Origin of the sequence: Burkholderia sp. LMU1-1-1.1 (assembly GCF_040675865.1) — a bacterium.
Lineage (GTDB): Bacteria > Pseudomonadota > Gammaproteobacteria > Burkholderiales > Burkholderiaceae_D > Rugamonas.
In genome coordinates, this window is the sequence record NZ_JBEGHG010000086.1 from 96,892 (window position 1) to 119,732 (window position 22,841).

Consider the following 22,841-nt stretch of genomic DNA (forward strand, 5'->3'; position numbering starts at 1 on the left):
GGGGTCGTACCCTGTACGGGGTACGACCCCGCATGGAACTGCGGGTTCAAAATGGGCGCTACGGCGCCCTAACTTATTTGGAGACAAAATGGACATCGTAAGCAGCAAGGAAAACGGCATCCTCACCCTGGAATTCAACCGTCCGGAACGCAAGAACGCGATCACCGCCGCGATGTACCAGACCATGGCCGACGCCATCAACGCAGCCGAGCAGGACACCGCCGTGCGCGCCATCCTGATTGTCGGCAAGCCCGAGATCTTCACCGCCGGCAACGACCTGGAAGACTTCATGAAAACCGCGCCATCGACCGGCGCCATCGAAGACCGCTCGGTGTACAAGTTCATGATGGCGCTGAGCGGCACCAGCAAGCCGGTGGTCGCCGCCGTGGCCGGCGCGGCCGTCGGCATCGGCACGACGTTGCTGATGCACTGCGACCTGGTCTATGCCGCCGACAGTGCCAAGTTCTCGATGCCGTTCTCGCAGCTGGGCCTGTGCCCGGAGTTCGCCTCCAGCGTGCTGCTGCCGCAAATCGCCGGCTACCCGCGCGCCGCCGAAAAGCTGATGCTCGGCGAGGCGTTCCTGGCGCAAGAAGCGCTGGAAATGGGCTTGGTGTCGCGCGTGCTGCCGGCCGCCGAGCTGCTGGCGTTCGCGCAAGGGCAGGCGGCCAAGCTGGTGGCCTTGCCGGCCAGCTCGATCCGCGCCACCAAACAGTTGATGAAAGCCAGTCGCAACGCGCTGGTCGGCGAAACCATCACCGCCGAGAACAAGCTGTTCAGCGCGATGCTGACCGCGCCGGAGGCCAAGGAGGCGTTCACGGCGTTCTTCCAGAAGCGCAAGCCGGATTTTAGCCAATTCACCTGATCCCATTCAGCGGAGGGCCGGAACGGCCCGGCCTTCCATTTAACCCTCCATACCCCCCGTTCCGTTGACGATTTCATCGTCATGTCATATTAAAAAACTAAGCTTGTCCGCTCTCAAATGATCGGAGCAAGCATGACTTCAACGATTTCGCGTCGCAGTTTCCTGGCCCAGGGTGGGGTATTGGTAGGCAGTTCTGCGTTGGGCGGCCCCCTGTTGCTTGGGGGCTGCGGCGGCGGCACCACCCCTATCGCAATCGGTGTCAGTGAGAGCGAACGGCCCAAGATGCCGTCGGGAATACAGTTCGGCGACATTACGGATAATCGGGCGATCATCTGGAGCCGGAGCGACCGCAACGCGCAGATGATTATCGAATACGATACCAGCGACCGTTTCAACAACGCTAGCCGCATCGTTGGCCCCACTGCCAGCGACGCCACCGATTTCACGACTCGTGTCGACCTGAGCGGCCTGCCCACAGGCCAAACGGTATTCGTGCGTGTGCGCTATGTGGATCCCAACAATTCGAAAATCGAAAGCGAAACCATCTCGGGTCAATTCAGGACCACGCCGGCTGCCGATGGAACCCGGGCCGTGCGTTTTCACTGGAGCGGCGACCAGTGCGGCCAGGGCTGGGGCATCAACACCGAGTTTGGCGGCATGAAAATCTATGAAGCGATGCGTTTGCGCGACCCGGATTTTTTCATCCACAACGGCGACACGATTTATGCCGACGGCCCGATTCTGGCCCAGGTAACGGCGGAAAACGGCAAGGTTTGGCGTAATCTGGTCACGGAAGAAGTCAGCAAGGTCGCGGAAACGCTGAAGGAATACCGGGGCCGCCATGCCTACAATATGATGGATGCAAACTTCCGCAAGTTCGCCGCCCAGGTGCCGCAGGTGTGGCAATGGGACGATCACGAAGTGACGAATAACTACAGCGCTTCCAAGGATTTATCGGCCGATGCGCGTTACACCGAAAAAAGCATTGCGACCCTTACCACCCGTGGCCGTCGCGCCTTCCTCGAATATGCGCCCATGCGCTATTACAAGCAAAGCGAACCGCAGCGCATTTATCGCACCATCTCGCACGGTCCGCTGCTGGACGTATTCGTCGTGGACATGCGCACCTACCGTGGTCCGAACAGCACCAACCTGCAAACCGCGGAAGACGCCAGTTCGGCATTTCTGGGTCGTGAACAGGTGGAATGGCTGATCGCCGGGCTGAAGGCCTCGACCGCGACCTGGAAAGTCATCTCCGCCGACATGCCCATCGGCCTGAACGTCGGAGACGGCAAGAACGCCCAGGGTGAAGCCTTGTGGGAAGCACTCGCCAACGGCAACGACGGCCTTCCACTCGGCCGCGAACTGGAAATGGCCCGCCTGCTCAGCAGTATCAAGGCGGTCCCCAACGTGGTCTGGATCACCACCGACGTCCACTACTGCGCCGCCCACTATTACGATCCCGCCCAGGCCCGGTTCACGAACTTTTCCCCATTCTGGGAATTCGTGGCCGGCCCGATGAATGCCGGCACCTTCGGCCCCGGCGTGCTCGACAAAACCTTCGGCCCTACGGCGGTATTCTCGAAAAGCCCGCTGATCCAGAACTCCTCGCCGTTTGCCGGCTACCAGTTCTTTGGTGAAGTCAATATCGATCCGCAGACCAAGGCGATGAAGGTCGAGCTGTTCAACCTCGACGGTGTTTCGCAGTTTGCGCAGACGCTGCCGGCGGTGGGTGTTTAAAGCGTAGACAGGTTGCGCAGCCAGGTCCGCTGCGGGCGATATTAACAGCGTGCAGGCGGGTAGCCGTAATGCCTTTTGAACACGTGACGGAAAGCGCTTTCCGACGAATATCCGACTGCGAACGCGGCGGCCGCTACCGACGAGCCGCGTCGTAAGAGGTCGCGCGCCAGCCGCATCCGCCAGCGCAGTAGATAGGTCAGCGGCGCCTGGCCGACGAGCGAAGTGAAACGCTTGGCGAACGCGGAGCGTGACATCGCTACCTCCGCACCTAGTTCCTCCAGCGTCCAGCGGTGCGCCGGTTTGTTGTGCATCAGTCTGAGCGCCTTGCCGATCCGTGTATCGGTCAGGGCGCCTATCCATCCGAAATCGTTGTTGTCGTCCTGATCCAGGGCCGCGCGCAGCACCAGCACCAGCAGGACGTCAACCAACCGGTCCGTCACGAGCGCCGCGCCGATCTGCGGCCCCTTGACCTCCGGCGTGATCATCCGCAACGTGGTGCCGATAACTGCTGCCGATGGGTGCTCTCCAGGTATCCGCAAAAAGCGCGGCAGCGCCTCCAGCAGCAGGCCGGCATCCGAGCTGTCGAAGCTGAAACTGCCGGCGACGAGGACCGTGTCGTCGCCGTTGTGCCGGCCCGTGTCCGAATGCTCCCAGTCGAAGTTTGCCATGCCGTCGGCTGGCACCGCGTGCTCGTCGCCGGCGAGCACGTAGCCGGGCGCGTTCGCCAGCAGGAAAGTGTCGCCCGCGCTCAACTGGCAGCGCGGTCCGCCGTCCACGTCGAGCCAGCATTCGCCTCGCACTACGGCGCCGATCTTGAGGGCCGACTTGGCCGGAAAACGATACGACCAGCTTTCGCTCGCCTCGAAACGTGTGCAACGCGCCGTGCGGACATTCAGTAGTGAAAATACTTGGGATAGGGGATCCATCAGCAACGCCCATTAAACGATACGATCCAGCCGGTTTTTCGGACGAACCAGCATAGATCGTCCTCGGTGGAGGCGCTAAGCTTACCCCCTCATCTCATTTAAAGGAAGTCGGCCATGATTGGAATACAAGGCAAGGTAGTTGTTATCACTGGCGCGAGCAGCGGCATTGGCGCGGCCACGGCGCGCCATTTGGCGTCGCTCGGCGCTCGCGTGGTAGTGGGCGCGAGGCGGCCTGAAAAGCTGGCGGCGCTGTGCGAAGAGATCGCGGCGGCTGGCGGCCAGGCTTGCTATCGCGTCACGGACGTCAAACAGCGCGAGGATCTGGCGCAGTTGGTTCAACTGGCCATCGAGCGGTATGGAAAACTGGATGTCTTGATCAGCAATGCCGGTGTCGCGCCGGTGTCACCGCTTGACGAGTTGAGGGTCGAGGACTGGGAAAACATGCTCGACGTGAATGTAAAAGGCGTGCTGTACGGCATTGCGGCGGCTTTGCCGGTGTTTCGGAGGCAGGATAGCGGCCACTTCATTCACACGCTGTCGACCTCGGTGCTGAGGGTAGTGCCGATGATGGGGGTGTATGCCGGATCGAAACTGGCGGTCAAGGCGATTTCCGAAGGCCTGCGCCAGGAAGCTGGCAGCACGTTGCGCGTGACCACCATCACGCCGGGCTACGTGGATACCGAACTGCCCGTTTCGATGCCGGATCCCGCCACGCGCGACCAGCATTTCACCGCCATGAAGCAGATGGCCATACCTGCGCACGCGATCGCCGAAGCCATCGCCTTCGCCATCAACCAGCCGGACAATGTTGACGTGGGCGATATCGTCGTCCGGCCGACCGCCCAAGCGTAGGACCAATTATTCCGCGTTATCCCCATTTGGATAAAGTTATCCTTTCCGAGATAAAGGTCGATAAAAGCCCGTTTCATGTCGGGTGCCGGGATTTCAAGCGTTTTCAGCTACTATGGCTAACCTTACGCAAGTGAACTCCTTGCCAACATCTCCCGGACCAATCCGCTGAACCCATGGGCTGCGGGTACGGATCCTGCTTTATCATCAAGACAATAGAAATATCTCCGGCGCCTCGGCAGTGTTGCTGCCTTCGTCCCGTGCAATACTTACCGAAAGGCACTATCGAATGGCCATCCGCGTTGCCCTGCACCATAAAACCAGCTACAAGTTCGACCGTTTGGTCACGCTTTCACCGCATGAAGTGCGCTTGCGCCCGGCGCCGCACGCGCGCACGCCGATCCTGTCGTATTCGTTGAGCATCACGCCGGCGCAACACTTCCTCAACTGGCAGCAAGATCCATACGGCAACTACATCGGCCGCGCGGTGTTCCCCGAGGCCACCAAGGAGCTCGACTTCACGGTCGACCTGATCGCCGACATGACGGTCATCAACCCGTTCGACTTCTTCCTTGAGGATTACGCCCAGCATTTCCCGTTCGACTATCCGGAAGCCCTCAAGCTTGAGTTGGGCAGCTATCTGCATTTCGAGGAAGATCCCGAGGTCGTCGCGTGGATCGCCATGGCACGCCGCGACATCCTGAAAAAAGACCTGATGACCAATGATTTCCTGGTGGCCATCAACCAGCGCCTGCAGGGCGACATCGGCTATCTGGTACGCATGGAACCCGGCGTGCAAACGCCCGCCGAAACGCTGGAAAAACGCTCCGGCTCGTGCCGCGACAGCGGCTGGCTGCTGGTGCAGATACTGCGCGGCATGGGACTGGCCGCGCGTTTCGTGTCCGGCTACCTGATTCAATTGAAGGCCGACCAGGAGGCGCTCGACGGCCCCAGCGGCACCGACGTCGACTTCACCGACCTGCACGCCTGGGCCGAGGTCTACATCCCCGGCGCCGGCTGGATCGGCCTCGATCCGACCTCCGGCATGCTGGCCGGCGAGGGCCACATCCCGCTGGCCTGCACCGCGATCCCGTCGTCGGCCGCGCCGGTCAGCGGCTTCACCGACGTCGCCGAGGTCGAATTCCACCACGTGATGACCGTGACGCGCATCCACGAAGACCCGCGCGTGACCAAACCCTACGCCGACGCCGACTGGCACAAGATCGACGCCCTCGGCCAGCAGGTCGACTACGACCTGCAAGCGATGGACGTGCGCCTGACCCAGGGCGGCGAGCCGACCTTCGTCTCGATCGACGACATGGACGGCGCCGAATGGAACACACTGGCGCACGGCGACAAGAAGCGCGAATTGGCCGGCGAATTGATGCTGCGCCTGAAAAACCACTTCGCCCCCGGCGGCATGCTGCACTACGGCCAGGGCAAATGGTATCCGGGCGAGCCGCTGCCGCGCTGGGCGCTGAACATCTTCTGGCGCACCGACGGCCAGCCGATCTGGCGCAACAAGGCGCTGTTCTCCGACGAGAAGAAGGCCGACGGCTACGGCGCCGACCACGCCAAGCGCTTCACCGAGGCGCTGGTCAGCACGCTCGGCCTGCCGTCCGACAGCCTGATTCCGGCCTACGAGGACGTGTTGCTGCAAGCCCGCCGCGAGGAGAACCTGCCGGTCAACCTCGATCCGCTGAAGGCCGACCTGAAGGCGCCGGAGGAACGCCGCCGCCTGGCACGCCTGCTGGAGAACGGCCTGGGCGCGGTGGCCGGCTACGTCGTGCCGCTGAAACCCGAGGAACTGGCCGACGACGCGCGCGCGCGCCTGTCGATCGCCGTGCCGACCACCTGGCGCACGTCGGCCTGGCCGCTCAAGCGCGAACACCTGTACCTGATCGAAGGCGAATCGCCGCTCGGCCTGCGCCTGCCGCTCAACGCGCTGCCGTGGGTGCAGCCGGAGGACGAGGAGCCGGAATTCGACCGCGATCCGTTCGAACCGCGTGGACCGCTGGCGCCGGTGGCGAAAGGCGATGGCGTCCCTTCCCACGCCGAGATCGACCTGGCCGCCCGCAAGTCGGCCGCCAAGAAGGTCGATCCGGCCCCCGCGCCGCGCGAGGTGATCCACACCGCGCTGTGCGTCGAGGTGCGAGGCGGCCGTCTGCACGTGTTCATGCCGCCGCTCAAACGCATCGAGGACTACCTGGCGCTGGTGACGGCGGTCGAAACCACCGCCGCCCACCTGAACATGAAGCTGTGGCTCGAAGGCTACCAGCCGCCGCGCGACCCGAGGGTCAAGCTGCTCAGCGTGACCCCCGACCCCGGCGTCATCGAAGTCAACGTACAGCCGGCCGCCAGCTGGAAAGAGCTGGTGCACAACATGACCACCTTGTACGAGGAGGCGCGCAAGACCCGCCTGGGCACCGAAAAATTCATGAACGACGGCCGCCACACCGGCACCGGCGGCGGCAACCACGCCACCCTGGGCGGCGCCACGGTCGCCGACAGCCCGATGCTGCGCCGTCCGGACCTGCTCAAAAGCCTGATCACCTACTGGCAGAACCACCCGGCGCTGTCGTATCTGTTCTCCGGCACCTTCATCGGCCCGACCAGCCAGGCGCCGCGCGTGGACGAGGCGCGCGACGACAACCTGTACGAGCTGGCGATCGCCTTCCAGCAAATGGACAAGGTGCTGCCGACCCTGCACGAGGGCGATAAACCCTGGATGGTCGACCGCCTGCTGCGCAACCTGCTGGTCGATTTGACCGGCAACACGCACCGTTCCGAGTTCTCGATCGACAAGCTGTATTCCCCCGACGGACCGACCGGCCGTCTCGGTCTGGTAGAATTCCGTGCCTTCGAGATGCCGCCGCACGAGCGTATGAGCCTGTTGCAGATGTTGCTGCTGCGGGCACTGGTCGCACGTTTCTGGCGCCAGCCCTACCAGGCCAAGCTGGTCCACTGGGGCACGGCACTGCACGACCGCTGGATGCTGCCGCACTTCGTGGCGCAGGATATCCGCGACGTCGCGCGCGATTTGCGCGCCGCCGGCTACCAGTTCGAGGAGCACTGGTTCGATCCGTTCATCGAATTCCGCTTCCCGCGCTTCGGCACCGTGGTGTACGAGGGCGTGGAGATGGAGCTGCGCCAGGCGATCGAGCCGTGGAACGTCCTGGGCGAGGAAATGACCGGCGGCGGCACCGCCCGCTACGTCGATTCGTCGGTCGAGCGCATGCAGCTGCTGGTGCGCGGCCTGACGGACGGGCGCCACGTGGTCGCCTGCAACGGCCGCATGCTGCCGCTGCACCCGACCGGCGTGCCGGGCGAATACGTGGCCGGCGTGCGCTTCCGCGCGTGGAGCCCGTGGTCGGCGCTGCACCCGAGCATCAAGGTGCAAGCGCCGCTGGTGTTCGACCTGGTCGACACGTGGAGCGGGCGCGCCATCGGCGGCTGCACCTACCACGTGGTGCACCCGGGTGGCCGCAGTGAGGACAGTTCGCCGATCAACGCCAACGCCGCCGAGGCGCGCCGCTTCGCCCGTTTCTGGGCGCACGGCCACACGCCGGGGCAGATGTATGTGTACAAGGAAGCACTCAATCCGAGCCTGCCGATGACGCTCGATTTGCGCTGGCAGCCGGATTGAGCGCACTATAGAAGAAAAACCGACCGACAGCGATGCCTAAGCAACTACTATCCAAATATCTGGCGGCACCGGATAGTTTCGACGAAATGCTGGACGCCTCGAAAGAGCCGCGTCCGCATTGGCGCGCCATGTTGGACGGCCTGCGCGCCGAACCGCCCGATTTGATGCGCCAACGCCTCGAAACGGTGCAGCGCGAGGTGCGCCAGAACGGCGTCACCTATACCGTCTACGGCGACACCAAGGGCACGCACCGGCCGTGGGACCTGAACCTGCTGCCGCTGATCCTGCCGCGCCAGGAGTGGGAGGGCATCGAGGCGGCCGTGATCCAGCGCGCCACCTTGCTGAACCGCCTGCTCGGCGACGTCTACGGCCCGCAGAACATGCTCAAGGAGGGCTTGCTGCCGCCGGCGCTGATCCACGGCCACGCCGGCTTCCTGCGCGCCGCCCACGGCATGGGCCACCCGGACGGCGTCGCGCTGCATTTCTACGCGGTCGACCTGGCGCGCGCGCCCAACGGCCGCTGGTGGGTCACCGCCGACCGCACGCAATCGCCGTCGGGCGCCGGCTACGCGCTGGAGAACCGCGCCATCATCGGGCGCAGCTTCCCGGCGCTGCTGCGCGACATGAAGATACGTCCGCTCGAAGGCTTCTTCGGCACCATGCGCGACAGCCTGGCGCACTGGGGCCGCCGTTGCGCCGCCAACGGAAACGCCCATCCGCTGCGCGCCGGCGAGGCGCCGCTGATCGTGCTGCTCACGCCCGGTCCCTACAACGAAACGTATTACGAACAAGCCTACCTGTCGCGCTATCTCGGCCTGCCGCTGGTGGAAGCGGGCGATCTGACGGTGCGCGGCGGCATCGTGTTCATGAAGACCCTGTCCGGGCTGCGGCGGGTGCACGTCATCATGCGCCGCGTCGACGACGACTTTTGCGATCCGCTGGAATTGCGCTCCGACTCCGCGCTGGGCGTGGCCGGCCTGACCGAGGCGGCGCGGCGCGGCAACGTCCTGGTCACCAACAGCCTGGGCTCGAACCTGCTCGAATCGGGCGCCTTGCTCGGCTTCCTGCCGGCGCTCAGCGAGCGCTTGCTGGGCCAGCCGCTGCGCATGCCGTCGGTGGCCACCTGGTGGTGCGGCGAGCCGGCCGCGCTGGAGGAGGCGATCGAAAAGCTGGACCAACTGGTGATCATGCCGGCCTTCCCGCAGCTGCGCCAGGCGCCGGTGTACGGGCGAGACCTGAAGGACGCCGCCCGCGCCGCGCTGATCGCGCAGATGCGCGCCAATCCGAGCAATTATGTCGCGCACGAGCTGGTGCGGCTGTCGCAGGGGCCGGTGTACCAGCCCGCCACCGGACGCCTGAGCGCGCACTCGATCGGCCTGCGCGTGTTCGCCTGCGCCACGCCGGAAGGTTACGTCGTCATGCCGGGCGGGTTGACCCGCGTGGCCACCGGGCCGGACGCGCGCGTCATCACCATGCAGCACGGCGGCGGCAGCAAGGACACCTGGGTGCAGGCCAGTTCGCAGGCGCGCCATCACCAGCCCGTCCCGCGCAGCATGACGGCGCAGGACCTGGTGCGCGACGACACGCAGCTGTCGAGCCGCATGGCGGAGAACCTGTTCTGGCTGGGCCGCCACACCGAGCGCTGCGACGATATCGCGCGTCTGCTGCGGGTGGCGCTCAACATCGTCTTCAACGTGCGCGCCGGCTATCCGGGCGCCGAATGGCCGACCGTCGAATCGCTGTGCGCCTGGTTCCAGCTGACCCCCATGCTCGAGCCGGAGCCGGCGCAGCGACAGAGCCAGCAAAGCCAAAGTCAGGATCAGCAGGCCCAGAGCCAGGACCAGCAAACCCAAACCCAAAGCCAGGATCAAAGCCAAAGCCAAAGCCAAAGCCAAAGCCAAAGCCAAAGCCAAAGCCAGGGCGGTGCGCCGGAGCCCGAGGCGCCGGCGCCCGCGCCAGCGCGTATCGCGCACGACGCCCAGATCGAAGCGGCGTTGCTGTTGGCGGTGGTCTCGCCGGAGGTGCCGGGGCTGGCGCGCCAGCAGCAGCAGCTTTACAACACCGCCAGCCAGTTGCGCGAGCGGCTGTCGGTCGACAACTGGCGCGCGCTGAACCGGCTGGTCGAACGCGCCGGCGGCGCCACGCTGCCGTCGCAATCGGAGGCGATGACCATCCTCGACGACGCCGCCGCATCCCTGATGACCTTGACCGGTTTCGGCCTGGACGGCATGACGCGCGACATGGGCTGGCGCTTCCTGTCGCTGGGGCGGCGCCTGGAGCGCCTGCAATTCCAGAGCATGGTGCTACGGGCGGCGCTGGGCATGGACCCGGAGGGCAACCTGGACTGGGTGCTGGAGCTATCCGACAGCATCGTCACCTACCGCGCGCGCTACCGCACCCAGCCCGAGTGGCTACCGGTGCTCGACCTGCTGATCCTCGACGACAGCAATCCGCGCTCGATCAGCCACCAGCTGCACGGGGTGCTCTCGGGCTTGCGCAAGATCGCCACGGTGTATGGCCCGTGCGGCGAGCACAATCTCGCCCCCCTGCACGCCGAGCTGTTGTCGTTGTCGCCGGAAGCGGACCTGTACGGCGCCAATCCAAGGCTGATCGACTTGCTGTCGCGCGTGCAGAATGCCAGCGAGGTCATGGCCGAGCAGATCGGACTGCAGTTCTTCAGCTACACGGGCAGCCTGCAAAACAAGTTCGAAACGCCGTGCGCGCCGGGGTATGCGCGATGACGCCATCCCAAACCCAGCAAACCGCCAGTCCGCTGCCGAACACCGCCAGCGACACTGCGCCACCGCAAACCATGGCCGCGTGCGCGCGCTACTTGGTGGTGCACCAGACCCGCTACAGCTACCAGAGCGCGGTGTCGCTGTCGCAGCAGTATTTGCACATGACGCCGCGTTCGTTCGACTACCAGCGCACCGAGTCGCACCGGATCGTCACCGACCCGCCGGCCGAGGACATCACCGACGGCGCCGATTACTTCGGCAACCTGACGCGCCATTTCAGCATCACCGCGCCGCACAGCGCGCTGCTGGTGCACGTCGAGTCGACGCTCGCGCTGTACCCGCGCCGCACGCTGGAGCAGATCGCCGACAGCGCGCCGTGGGAACTGGTGCGCGACCTGATGCTGACCGACCGCAGCGACGCCACCCTGGAGGCGTGCCGGTACCTGTACGCGTCGCCGCACGTGGGCCTGAGCGCCGAACTGTCCGACTACGCGCGCGACAGCTTCAGCGCAGGCCGCCCGCTGCTCGACGCCGCGCTCGACCTGACGCAACGGATTTTCGACGACTTCGAATTCGACAGCACCGCCACCGACATCTCGACGCCGCTCGAGCAGGTGCTGAGCGGGCGGCGCGGCGTGTGCCAGGACTTCGCGCAACTGATGATCGGCGGCCTGCGCGGGCTGGGCCTGCCGGCGCGCTACATGAGCGGCTATTTGCTCACCCATCCGCCGGAAGGGCAGCCGCGCATGATCGGCGCCGACGCCTCGCACGCCTGGGTATCGGTGTACGACCCGGCGCTGGGCTGGATCGACTTCGACCCGACCAACCGCTGCCTCGTGCAGCACGAGCACATCGTCACCGGCTGGGGACGCGACTTCAGCGACGTCACGCCGATGCGCGGCATCGTGCTCGGCGGCGGCGAGCAGGCGTTGCAAGTCAACGTCACGGTCACGCCGCTGGAGCTCGGTTAAGTCAGCCTCAATCCCCATCCTTGATATCCACGGACATATGCCAAGAAGAGTCCTTGCCGCACTCATCATTTCACTGCTCGCGCAGTCCGCGTATTCAGCAGGCCAGCCCAATACTTATACCCTCACGTGGGCGGAGAAATCAGAACAGCTGACTTATCGTTCTTGCGGTTGTGCCGACGGCTGCTGGATCGCCGAACTGCGCGAACGCAAATCGAAGCGGCTCAAGGCAAGTTTGCGGTGCGATTGCTCTAATCTGCTTGGGCGCTACCCGGCGAAGTACCCGGAAAGAGAGTTGCAAAAAAGCTGCTCAGAGATAAACGACCGGGAAGACAAGATGGACGCCATTTCTCAAACGATGAAGAGCCTGGTCGATCGAGATGCAAGCAAAAAGTAGCACCTCCGCAACCCCGCAGTTGCCGCCGTAATTGAGTGGCCTATGCGCGCTGTCTAACTGAACAAGACGCGCCGGGTGGATATGATGGTGGCCAGCGTCCCGCTCCGGGGACTACACCAACCCATTCCCAGGCAAAATGAAAACCTTTCACTGCGACAAGTGTTCACAACAAGTCTTCTTTGAAAACACGCTGTGCTTCAGCTGCGACAGCATGCTCGGCTACCAACCGGCGCAACGCGTCGTCAGCAGCTTCGAACCGGCAGAGGAGGGCACCTGGCGCAGCCTGAACAAGAACGACGCGGGCCGCCTCTACAAGCAATGCAGTAACTACGTCAACCATCAAGTTTGCAATTGGATGCTCGACGCCGACGACCCGAACGAGCTGTGCGCGTCTTGCCAACTGACCGTCGTCATCCCCACCCTCAGCACCGAGAAGAACCACCTGTTTTGGCAGCGGCTGGAATCGGCCAAGCGCCGCCTGCTCTATTCGCTGTATTCGCTGCACCTGACCCCGGTGTCGAAGGAGGAGGACGAGGAAGCCGGCCTGGCTTTCCAGTTCCTCGAGGACGGTCCGGGCGACGACGAGAAGGTGATGACCGGCCACGACAACGGCCTGATCACGCTCAACATCGCCGAGGCCGACCCCGCCCAGCGCGAGCGCACCCGCGAGCAGATGCATGAACACTACCGCACGCTGCTGGGCCATTTCCGCCACGAGAGCGGACACTATTATTTCGATCGCCTGATCGCCGACAGCGAGTGGATCGACGGCTATCGCGAACTGTTCGGCGACGAGCGCCAGGATTACAGCGAGAGCCTCAAGCGGCACTATGAAAACGGCGCGCCGGCCGACTGGGAACAGCACTTCATCAGCACCTACGCCAGCTCGCACCCGTGGGAGGACTGGGCCGAAACGTGGGCGCACTACCTGCACATGATCGATACGCTGGAGACGGCGCACGCCTGCGGCCTGTCGCTCAAGCCGCGTAAGAAGGAGGAGCCGGAGATGGTGATCACCGCGCCGCCGCTGAAGATCGATTCCTTCGACGAGATCATCTCGGACTGGTTCGCGCTGACCTATGTGCTCAACAGCTTGAACCGCAGCGTCGGCACGCCCGACTCGTATCCGTTCAAGCTGCCGACGCCGGTGCAGGAGAAGCTGCACTTCATCCACAAGGTGGTGCTGGCGCAGGTGGAAAAGACCAAGGCTAAGCCGGCCGCCAAGGCCGCCGCCGCGCGCACAACCCCGCCGGCGGTGACGCCAGCAAAGGCACAGGCACAGGCGGCTGCGGCGGCGTAACGCCGGCCGGACCGCTCACGGCGCGGTCGGCCGCGCGTTCACGTCCTGGATGTCGCGCCAGTAGTCGCGCTCCAGCCTGGACAGGTCCACGTCGCGCGCGGCCAGGTCGAACGCTTGCTGCTGTTGCAGACCCTCGCGCGTATGCTGGAAGCACACGTGCACGTTGCGCGTGGGGAACAGGTGGTCGGTGACGCCCACGCGCGCGCGGTCGGCCGGCGTGTAGCGCTCGGCGGCCAGCAGGTAGCGCAGCATGCGTTTTTCGATGACGATGGCGGTGAAGCGGCGCGCCAGCAGCTTGCGCAGGTTGATCTCGTCGCTGATGGCCGGTTCGACCGTCAGCACGCCGGTGCGCGCCATTTCGTCGAACTGCTCGCCGTACGAGTAACCGCCCACGGTGCCGATGCGCACCGCCTTCAGTTCCGCCAGCGCGGCGGGCGTGACCGGCTTGTCCTTCAGGTAGGCGAGCACCGTCTGCCGGCTGCCGACCGCGCTGGAGAAGTAGCATAGCTTCTCGCGCTCGGCGTTGCGCACCAGCGCCGCCACGCCAGCGTAGTCGTGGTCGCGTAGCCCGATTTCCATCGCGCGCTTCCACGGGAAATAATCGATCCGCGCGGCGTAGCCCATGCGTGTGGCCACCGCGCCGATCAGCGTGCCGGTCAAGCCGTTGCCCGGCAGCGAACGGCTGAAAAACGGCGGCCATTCCTCGGTGGCGAAACGCAACACGGGAGGCTCGGCGGCGGACGCCGGCATGCACAGCAATAAACCTGTGCAAAATTTCAACAGCCGTAACAGCTTCAAGCAGCCCCCAATTACACCGCGACGGCGGCGATCCTGTCGACTATGCTCCCACAGATTATCGGCCGCCGCAAAAGTTTGTTGCCAGAAGGCGATTTACTTCGGCGGGCCCGGCATGCATCGTGCAAGTGACGCGGGCCGGCGCCGGCGAGGGACGGCCGTCAGTGCTCGAAGTCGAGCACGACGCGGCCCTCGATGTCGCCCTTGCGCATGCGCGCGAACACCTCGTTGATGTGTTCGAGCCGGTCGGTCTGGACTGTCGCGCGGACCTTGCCGAGGGCGGCGAAGTCGAGCGCCTCCTGCAGGTCGAGCCGGGTGCCGACGATCGAGCCGCGCACGGTGATGCCGTTCAGTACCGTGTCGAAGATCGACAGCGGGAAGTCCCCCGGCGGCAGGCCGTTGAGCGAGACCGTGCCGCCGCGCCGCACCATGCCCAGCGCCTGCTGGAAGGCCTTGGGCGAGACGGCCGTCACCAGCACGCCCTGGGTGCCGCCCAGCTCCTTCTGGATGAGGGCGGCCGGGTCGGTGGTGAGCGCGTTGACCGTCACCGCCGCGCCCAGCCGCTTGGCCAGCGCCAGCTTGGCGTCGTCGATGTCGACCGCCACCACGTTTAAGCCCATCGCCGTGGCGTATTGCACGGCCATGTGGCCCAGCCCGCCGATGCCGGAGATCGTGACCCAATCGCCGGGCTTGGTGTCGGTGACCTTCAAACCCTTGTAGACGGTGACGCCGGCGCACAGCACCGGCGAGATGTCGACGAAGCCGACGTTGGCCGGCAGGTGCCCGACGAAGTTCGGATCGGCCAGCACGTATTCGGCGAAGCTGCCGTTGACCGAATAGCCGGTGTTTTGCTGTTCGCCGCACAAGGTCTCCCAGCCGCCCAGGCAATGCGGGCAATGGCCGCAGGCCGTGTACAGCCACGGCACGCCGACCCGGTCGCCTTCCTTGACGTGGCGCACGCCCGCGCCGGCCGCGACCACATAGCCGACGCCCTCGTGGCCGGGGATGAACGGCGGGTTCGGCTTGACCGGCCAGTCGCCCTGCGCCGCGTGCAGGTCGGTGTGGCAGACGCCGGTGGCGGCGACCTTGACCAGGATCTGGCCGGGGCCGACCTGCGGCACGGCCACCTCCTCGATCACCAGGGGTTGGCCGAACTCGCGGACGACCGCCGCCTTCATGGTTTTTTGCATGGTGTTGCTCCTCGGTGGGTGGGGTCAGAACGGCGCGTCGATGTCGACCACGTCGATCAGCTTGTGATTGACGAATTCCTTGATGCCCAGCCCGATCAGTTCGCGGCCGTAGCCGGAGCGGCCGATGCCGCCGAACGGCAGGTCGGCCTTGACCATGGTCGGGTGGTTGATGAACACCATGCCGGTGGCGATTTGTTTGGCGACCTCGACGCCGCGCGCGGTATCGGCGGTGAACACCGAGCCGCCCAGGCCGAAGGGCGTGTCGTTGGCGATGCGCACCGCGTCGGTCTCGTCGGCGGCGCGGAACAGCATCGAGACGGGGCCGAAGAATTCCCAATGGCGGGCCGGATTGTCCGCGCCCAGGTTCGACAGGATGGTCGGCTGCACGAAGGCGCCGCCGGTCGGCACCGGCGGCCCGACCTCGGTCGCGGTGGCGCCGAACACGACGGCCTGGCGGATCTTGTCGCGGATCTCGTCGGCGGCGGCGCGCGACGACAACGGCGCCAGCGTGGTGGCGGCGTCGAACGGGTCGCCGGCGCGCAGCGCCGCCACGCCGGTGGCGTAGCGCTCGGCGAAGGCGTCGTAGACGGCGTCGACGACGATCATGCGCTTGGACGACACGCACACCTGGCCGCCGTTCCAGTGGCGGCCGAATACCGCCCACTTGACCGTCTTGTCGAGGTCGGCGTCAGCCAGCACCACGAAGGCGTCGGCGCCGCCCAGTTCCATGGTCGACTTCTTGAGCGCCTTGCCGGCCTGCGCGGCGATGATCGCGCCGGCCGCCTCCGAGCCGGTCAGCGCCACGCCGTGCACGCGCGGGTCGTTGAGGATGGTCTCGATCTGCGCGCGCGTGGCGTACAGGTTCTGGAAGGCGCCGGCGGGCAGGCCGGCGTCGCGCATCAGCCGCTCGAACGCGGCCGCGCTTTGCGGCACGTTGGACGCGTGCTTGAGCAGCATGGTGTTGCCGGCCGACAGTTGCGGCGCGATGATGCGGGCGATCTGGTAATAGGGGAAGTTCCATGGCTCGATCGCCAGCAGCACGCCGAGCGGCTCGTGCACCAGCGTGGCGCTGCCCTCGTCGGGGCTGGCCACCGGCAATGGCTGCGGCGCCAGCAACGACTCGGCGTGCAGCGCGTAGTAGTCGAAGATGTCGGCCGCCAGCGCCACCTCGGCGCGGGCCTCGGAGAACAGCTTGCCCATTTCCATGGTCAGCAGGCGGGCGTAGTCGTCGCACTGGCGGCGCAGCAGCTCGGCCGCCGCCCGCATCACCGTGGCGCGCGCGGCGAAACCGGTGTGCTTCCAGGTCTGGAACGCGGCGTGGGCCCGGTCGATGGCGGTGGCCACCTCGGCGTCGGTGGCGTCGGGAAAGGATTTCACCAGCTCGCTGGTGTATGGATTGATGCTGGCGTACGGCATTGGGACTCCCTCATGTGTGACAGTGCATGGGGACCAGTCTCCGCCCTACTACATGGAAAAACTATGATCTAGATCAAAATACGCCGAAACCGCACATATCCCATGGTCACCCGTCAAAGCGACTTCAACAACGCATCGATCAATTCCCGGCTGTCGTACGGGCTGTCCGGCAACAGCAGGTCCGGCGACACCAGCGCCGCGGCGGCCGCGCCGGACGGCCGCTGGAAGATCAGGCGCGGCACGCTGAGCGCCAGGCCGCTGGCGGGCAGCACGAAGTTTTGCGTGCCGCCGCTTTGCCGCGCGCGCGCCGAACCGGCCGCGCCGGCCACCTTGGCGAAGCCGAAGTCTTGCACCACGTTGCTGAACAGGATGGCCGACGAATACGTGTTGCGTCCGACCAGCACGTACGTGGCGCCGCTAAAATGCAGCGGATCGTCCGGTTGCGGCGGTATCCATTTCTCTATCGTGCCGTCGATCACCTGGCCCAGCTTTTCGGTGGCGCTCTCGCGGCCCTTGATGACCTTTTTCTTGTACGTCGAGGCCCAGCGGTAGGGCTTGTCGGCGATGTAGCGCAGAATGCCGTCCATCCACATATCGTCGTTGCCGCCGCCGTTGGCGCGCACGTCGATCAGCAATGTCTTGACCCTGGCGTCGCGCAGTTGGGTGAAGGCGCGCTCGGTGAAGTCGGTGAATTGCTTTTTGTCGGGCCAGTAGAAGGTGTTGACGGTCAGCAGCGCGGCGTCGCCGGGCAGCAGCTCGAACCGGAACTGGCGGTCGAACTCCGCCCGTCCGCTCAGGTAGGCCGGCAGTTTGGCGCCGGCGGCCGCGCGCAGCCGCCGGCCATCGGCGGTCAGCACGTCGAAGGCCGCCACGTCGCCGTACATCTTCCAGTACAGGAAGGGCCAGCGCGTCGACAGCAGGTCGGCGCGGAACGTGGCCGTGTCGCCGTGGCAGCGTTCCAGCAGCTCGGCGACGAGGCGGCGCGCCGGCACGCCGTTGATCTGCTCGATGCGCGCGCCGGCCAGCGGCGAGGCCGCGCCGCCCAGTTCGGCGCGAATGGCCAGGCCGCCTTGCGGGTCCACCACCACCTCGTAGGGAAAGAATCCGCCGCCGGCGGCGAGCAGGGCCTCGCTCTGGGCGCCGGCGTCCGGTGGCGTCAACGCCATGTGGGCGTCGGCATACACCGGGTTGAGCGTTGCCATCAGCCGCCAGGCCTGGTCGCGCGTCATCGGCGTGTCCAGCTGCGCGTCGATGCGCCGGTAAGTTTGCCGCAGCTGTTCGACGTCGGCCGAGAAGCCGGGGTCGGGATGGGTGGCGGCGACGGCGTCCTGGATGAAGCGCAGGTCCGCGCGCAACTGCTCCGGCGTGGACAGGGGCGCCGTTTGCGCCCGGGAGCAAGGCGCTGCCAGCAGCGCGGTGGCGATCAATGCCAGCAGGGCCGGCCGGAGGTGGCGGGAAATGGGCGTCATTTGTTTCCGTCGAAGAAGATCATGGCGTGACTGTAGTGCTTGCCGGCGGCGGGGGCCAGCGGCGCGCGACGAACGGCGGTTTTGACGTAGTGGAATGCATTATTGCCGCCGTGGCACAGTTGTTAGGTGTGTCACGCCACAGACACGTGGTGCCGACGCGGTCATCATCGACGAGTCAGCCAACTAGTCCGCAGGATACAAAATGGATTTCCCCACCCGCCATCTGAATCAACCGTTGCCCTATGATTCCTCCTACGAAATCGAGGAAGAGGATGAGGCCCAGACCATCGCCGGCCTGCAAGAGGCCATGCGCAGCGTCGCCGAGACCGTCCACAAGGACAGCGGCCACGCCCCGCGCGGCGTGCACGCCAAGAGCCATGGCCTGCTGCGCGGGCAGTTGCGGGTGCTGGACCGCATCCCGCCCGATTACGCGCAGGGCCTGTTCGCCACGGCGGGCGAGTATCCGGTGGTGATGCGACTGTCGACCACGCCGGGCGACCTGCTCGACGACAAGGTGTCGACGCCGCGCGGCATGGCGCTCAAGATCATCGGCGTTCCCGGCGAACGGCTGGCGGACGGCCAGGGCGACACCACCCAGGACTTCGTCATGGTCAACGGTCCGGTGTTCCTGTCGCCGACGGCCAAGCAGTTCCTGGGCAGCACCAAGCTGCTGGCCGCCACCACCGACAAGGCGCCGGCGCTGAAGAAGGCCTTCTCCGCGGCCTTGCAGGGCGCCGAGAAGGCGATCGAGGCGGTCGGCGGCGAGAGCGCCACGCTCAAGGGCCTCGGCGGCCATCCGGAAACCCACATCCTCGGCGAGACCTTTTACACGCAGGTGCCGGTGCTGTTCGGGCGCTACATGGCCAAGCTGTCGCTGGTGCCGGTGTCGCCCGGGCTGGTCGCGCTGAAGGACCGGCCGGTGGACCTCGACGGCAAGCCGAACGGCCTGCGCGGCGCGGTGGTCGATTTCATGACCGAACATCACGCCGAATGGGAACTGCGCGTGCAGCTGTGCACCGATCTGGCGGAGATGCCGATCGAGAATCCCACCGTCGAGTGGAGCAGCCCGTGGGTGGCGGTGGCGCGCATCAGCGCCGGGCCGCAGGCAGGGTGGACGCATGGCTTGTCGGTGCTGGTCGACGACGGCATGCAGTTCAATCCGTGGCATTGCATCGCGGCCCATCGCCCGCTCGGTTCCATCATGCGGGTGCGGCGCGCCGTGTACGCGGAATCGGCGCGCTTCCGCGCCGAGCGCAACGGCACGCCGATCGCCGAGCCGGTGAATCTGGATCATTGGCGCGAGCATCGATCGGCGGCTCGCCCATCCCTTAATACTTGTAGTTCAACCCCACCACGAACGTGCGCCCCGAATGCACGTACAACAACGTGTCGTTGCGCTGGCTATCGCGGCCGTAGCGCAACGGCGTGTCGTTCAGGTTCTGCCCCTCCAGACTGATGCGCAACTGCGGCGTGATGTTGTACGACATGCTGAAGTCGATATTGGTCGATCCGTCGACGATGGTGAAGTCATGCCCCTGCACATCGCCCAGCACATTGAGCAGATACGACGAGCGGTGCGCCGCCGATACCCGCGCGCTGAAGGTCTTGTCCTCATAGAACAACGTGAGGTTGTGCGCCTTCGGCGACAGGCCGGTGAAGTTGGCGCGCCGCGTCAGCTGCTCGTTGGCGGCGGTGTTCGGATTGTCGACCCGCGTGATGTAGGTGATCTTCGAATCGACGTGCGTGTAGTTGGCCAGCAGGCCGAAATTGGCCCAGATCCCCGGCAGGAAGCTGAACGGCGCCTGCAGGTTGAACTCGTACCCGGTCAGCGGCCCGCCCGGCGTGTTGACCTGGCGGTTGACCACCACCGTGGTGTTGGGCAGCGTGGCGCAGGCCGGCGTGCCGCCGGTGATGCTGCAGCCGCCGCCCAGCAGGATCGATTCCGGCAAGCCCAGCGTCGAGAACACCGCGCGCTCCGACACGCCCTGGATGAAGGTGCCAATGTCCTTGTGGAAGGCGCCCACCGACACCATCGCGTTCTTGGCGTAGTACCACTCGGCCTGCACGTCGTAGGTCTTGGCGCGGATAGGCGCCAGGTTGGGGTTGCCGATCGTGACCGTCTGCACCTGCGTGCTGAGCGTGGTCGACGGCGCCAGGTCGGTGTACTCCGGACGCGCCAGCGTCTTGCCGGCCGAGAAGCGCAGCATCACGTCGTGCGGCAGGGTGGCAGAGACGTTGAGCGCCGGCAGGGTGTCGCGGTAGCTGTTCTTGAAGCGCGCCGGCTCCAGCACGCCGTTGGCGTTGAGCATGGCGAAGGTGTCGACGTTGGTGCGCGCGTGGCGCACGCCGACATTGCCGCGCAGCGGAATCGAGAACAGGTCGTACTTGAAGTCGGCCGCCAGGAACAGCGCCTTGATCGACTCGTCGACGCCGCGGTTGGCCTGGTTCAGGTAGTTGTAGCTCGACCCCGGCACCTCGGTGCAATGGCACTCGATGTTGTAGACCTTGAGGAATTTGTCGAGGTCGACGGCCGCCCACGAGCTCGGCACGCCGCTGGCGTCCAGGCCCTTGCCGAAGCCGCCGATCTGGCGCGTGATGTCGCCCATCCCCACGCCCGCCGGCAGGGTCAGGCCGTTGCCGCCGGAGCCGATCTCGACGTTGGTCCAGGTGTTGTCGCGCTTGGAGAAGCCGGTGCGCAGGGTCAGGTTGTCGTTGAGCTCGTAGCTGGCGTTGACCTGGTTGGTCTTGAGCGTGTTGCGGGTGTGCAGATAGCGGCCGACGAACTGGCCGTGGAAGGTGCCGTCGGCCTCCTGCGGCGCGAAGCTGAAGCTGTTCGGGTTGGCGACGTCGACGCCGAAGTTCATCGCCGGCACGTTGCGGTTGTTGCGGAAGTCGAAGGAGTAGCCGTTGGCGTTGGGCGAATCGAACTGCACCGTCGTGCGCTGCGGCTCGTCCAGGTCCGAGCGCGACTGGCCGGTCAGGAAGTCGACCTTCAGGCGGTCGGTGACATCGTGGCGGCCCGACAACACGTGCTGGCGGAACAAGGTCGAGTAGACGTCGAGCAATCCTTCGCTGCGGATGTCGACCGCGTTGAACTTGCCGTAGTCCCAGCTGCCGGCGTCGTTGAAGTGGCTCTCCAGGATCGACGTCTGCGGCTTGCCGTTCGATTGCCCGAGGCTGCGGCCGAACGAGATGGCCGAGATGTAGTTGTCGTAGCGTTTGTTGTTGAACTTGCCGCCGAGCAGATCGAGATTGAGCTCGGTGCTACTGCTCGGGCGCCATTGCAGCGAGCCGGTCACGCCGGAGCGCTCGTACTGCGTCATCGAGCGGCGGTAGCGTGGGATGCGCGGCGCGAACGCGCCCGAGCCGGGCAGCGGGTTGGCGACCGTTCCGCCGTAGTTGTCGGTGCGCGACATGACGTCGTTGTAGGCAGCCGGGTTGGATGTGCGCGGCACGCCGAAGCCGCAATTGGCCGCGTCGATGCCCTTGACGGCGTTGTTGGCGGGGTTCTGCGGCGCGTAGCCGGCCGGCGCGCAAAAGCCGCCGTCGTTGCTGGCGCTGAGCAGTTCGACCGCCTCGTAGCCTTCCTCCTGCACCGTGCGCTTCGAATAGGCGGCCGAGATCAGCGCGCCGAACTGGCCGTACGGCGTCTTCCAGCGGTCCGACAGCAGCGCCGTCACGCGCGGGCTGTATTTTTCCGACAGCGAGTTGTGCATCTCCTGCGCGCCCAGGCTGAAGGTGCGGCCCTTGAAGTCGAACGGACGGGCGGTGCGCAGGTCGACGGTGGCGCCGAGCGAGCCTTCCTCGACGCTGGCCTCGGAGGTCTTGCGCACCTCGAGGCTGTTGAACAGCTCGGAGGCGAACACGGAAAAGTCGAAGCCGCGCCCGCGGTTGGTGCTGCCGTTGATGTCGGAGGCGCCGGTGGCCGTCACGCCCTCGATGCCGTTGATGCGCACGCGCGTGAAGCCGGCGTTGAGGCCGCGCACGGTGATCTGCTTGCCCTCGCCACCGTCGCCGCGCGTGAGCGACACGCCCGGCACCCGCTGCAGCGATTCGGCCAGGTTGGCGTCGGGGAACTTGGCGATGTCCTCGGCCTTGATGACGTCGATGATGCCGTCGCTGGCGCGCTTGGTGTTCAGCGCGCTATTGAGGCTGGCGCGGAAGCCGGTCACGACCACCACGGAGTCGGCGGACTGCGCGGCCGACTGCGCGGCCGCCGGTTCGGTTTGCTGGGACGTTTGCGCGTGCGAGGAGGTGGCCATCGCGGCCATCGCGGCCAGCACGCCGCTGACGGCGAGCACGGACGGTTTGAGCGGACTTGCGTTCCGGTTCTTCATGCGTATCCTTTTGTATTTTTTGTTGCTGTGTGGATGTCTCTCCCTGCTTGGGAAAATCGATCATATGCGACTTCAACGCGCGAAAAATCGACGTGGCGGAAACGATCAGTGAGTTGATTTATTAGGGGAGGTTGCGGGCGTCGGCGTTGCTTGCTAACTACAATCCGGCCGGCCCGCACCGGGTCCGGCGCGGCGCGCGCCTATTGTG

At 65.6% G+C, this 22,841-nt stretch carries 14 protein-coding genes and 1 pseudogene; 9 read left to right on the forward strand and 6 right to left on the reverse strand.

All coding sequences use genetic code 11. The annotated features are described in order from the left end of the window. Positions 1–88 precede the first annotated feature (88 nt). Both MRBLMU1_RS31730 and MRBLMU1_RS31735 read left to right on the forward strand, forming a co-directional pair. The gene (locus MRBLMU1_RS31730; RefSeq protein ID WP_363510449.1) at positions 89–862 is read left to right on the forward strand and encodes an enoyl-CoA hydratase; all 774 of its coding nucleotides are present in this window, start codon (positions 89–91) and stop codon (positions 860–862) included. 132 nt (positions 863–994) lie between these two features. After that, entirely contained in the window at positions 995–2,602 is a 1,608-nt protein-coding gene (locus MRBLMU1_RS31735) for an alkaline phosphatase D family protein (RefSeq protein WP_363510452.1), read from the forward strand. 41 nt (positions 2,603–2,643) lie between these two features. On the opposite strand, the gene MRBLMU1_RS31740 is transcribed toward MRBLMU1_RS31735, so the two are convergent. Continuing rightward, positions 2,644–3,528 (reverse strand): AraC family transcriptional regulator, encoded by an 885-nt coding sequence (locus MRBLMU1_RS31740; RefSeq protein ID WP_363510455.1) that lies wholly within the window; start codon positions 3,526–3,528, stop codon positions 2,644–2,646. Between the two features lie 114 nt (positions 3,529–3,642). On the opposite strand from MRBLMU1_RS31740, the gene MRBLMU1_RS31745 reads away from it, so the two are divergent. The 6 genes from MRBLMU1_RS31745 to MRBLMU1_RS31770 all read left to right on the forward strand — a co-directional run bounded on the left by MRBLMU1_RS31745 (position 3,643) and on the right by MRBLMU1_RS31770 (position 13,426). Beyond that, positions 3,643–4,380 carry an SDR family oxidoreductase gene (locus MRBLMU1_RS31745; protein WP_363510458.1) on the forward strand — a complete coding sequence of 246 codons (738 nt, stop codon included), beginning with the start codon at positions 3,643–3,645 and terminating at the stop codon, positions 4,378–4,380. A 286-nt stretch (positions 4,381–4,666) separates the two neighbouring features. After that, entirely contained in the window at positions 4,667–8,023 is a 3,357-nt protein-coding gene (locus tag MRBLMU1_RS31750) for a DUF2126 domain-containing protein (RefSeq protein ID WP_363510461.1), read from the forward strand. A gap of 32 nt (positions 8,024–8,055) precedes the next feature. Next, positions 8,056–10,764 (forward strand): circularly permuted type 2 ATP-grasp protein, encoded by a 2,709-nt coding sequence (locus MRBLMU1_RS31755; RefSeq protein ID WP_363510464.1) that lies wholly within the window; start codon positions 8,056–8,058, stop codon positions 10,762–10,764. Then, a complete protein-coding gene (locus MRBLMU1_RS31760) occupies positions 10,761–11,732 on the forward strand; it encodes a transglutaminase family protein (protein WP_363510466.1) in 972 nt (323 codons plus the stop codon). Before MRBLMU1_RS31755 ends, MRBLMU1_RS31760 begins: the two co-directional genes overlap by 4 nt. 37 nt (positions 11,733–11,769) lie before the next feature. Continuing rightward, positions 11,770–12,126 carry a hypothetical protein gene (locus MRBLMU1_RS31765; protein WP_363510469.1) on the forward strand — a complete coding sequence of 119 codons (357 nt, stop codon included), beginning with the start codon at positions 11,770–11,772 and terminating at the stop codon, positions 12,124–12,126. A gap of 136 nt (positions 12,127–12,262) precedes the next feature. Further along, the gene (locus tag MRBLMU1_RS31770) at positions 12,263–13,426 is read left to right on the forward strand and encodes a zinc-binding metallopeptidase family protein (protein WP_363510472.1); all 1,164 of its coding nucleotides are present in this window, start codon (positions 12,263–12,265) and stop codon (positions 13,424–13,426) included. Between the two features lie 15 nt (positions 13,427–13,441). Here MRBLMU1_RS31770 and MRBLMU1_RS31775 read toward each other — a convergent pair whose 3' ends face one another. The 4 genes from MRBLMU1_RS31775 to MRBLMU1_RS31790 all read right to left on the reverse strand — a co-directional run bounded on the left by MRBLMU1_RS31775 (position 13,442) and on the right by MRBLMU1_RS31790 (position 18,296). Beyond that, complete coding sequence (locus MRBLMU1_RS31775; protein ID WP_363510475.1) at positions 13,442–14,176, reverse strand: substrate-binding periplasmic protein; 735 nt, start codon at positions 14,174–14,176, stop codon at positions 13,442–13,444. Positions 14,177–14,382: 206 nt separating this feature from the next. Beyond that, complete coding sequence (adhP, locus tag MRBLMU1_RS31780; RefSeq protein ID WP_363510478.1) at positions 14,383–15,411, reverse strand: alcohol dehydrogenase AdhP; 1,029 nt, start codon at positions 15,409–15,411, stop codon at positions 14,383–14,385. 24 nt (positions 15,412–15,435) lie between these two features. Continuing rightward, a complete protein-coding gene (locus MRBLMU1_RS31785) occupies positions 15,436–16,827 on the reverse strand; it encodes an NAD-dependent succinate-semialdehyde dehydrogenase (RefSeq protein WP_363510481.1) in 1,392 nt (463 codons plus the stop codon). 113 nt (positions 16,828–16,940) lie between these two features. Beyond that, positions 16,941–18,296 carry a S41 family peptidase gene (locus MRBLMU1_RS31790; protein ID WP_363510483.1) on the reverse strand — a complete coding sequence of 452 codons (1,356 nt, stop codon included), beginning with the start codon at positions 18,294–18,296 and terminating at the stop codon, positions 16,941–16,943. A gap of 202 nt (positions 18,297–18,498) precedes the next feature. Here MRBLMU1_RS31790 and MRBLMU1_RS31795 point away from each other — a divergent pair, with 202 nt between their 5' ends. Beyond that, the gene (locus tag MRBLMU1_RS31795) at positions 18,499–19,752 is read left to right on the forward strand and encodes a catalase family protein (RefSeq protein ID WP_363510486.1); all 1,254 of its coding nucleotides are present in this window, start codon (positions 18,499–18,501) and stop codon (positions 19,750–19,752) included. Here the strand turns inward: MRBLMU1_RS31795 and MRBLMU1_RS31800 are convergent. Further along, positions 19,688–22,633: pseudogene (locus MRBLMU1_RS31800) on the reverse strand (TonB-dependent receptor); the annotation flags it as partial. The gene MRBLMU1_RS31795 and the pseudogene MRBLMU1_RS31800 overlap by 65 nt on opposite strands. Positions 22,634–22,841: the final 208 nt, after the last annotated feature.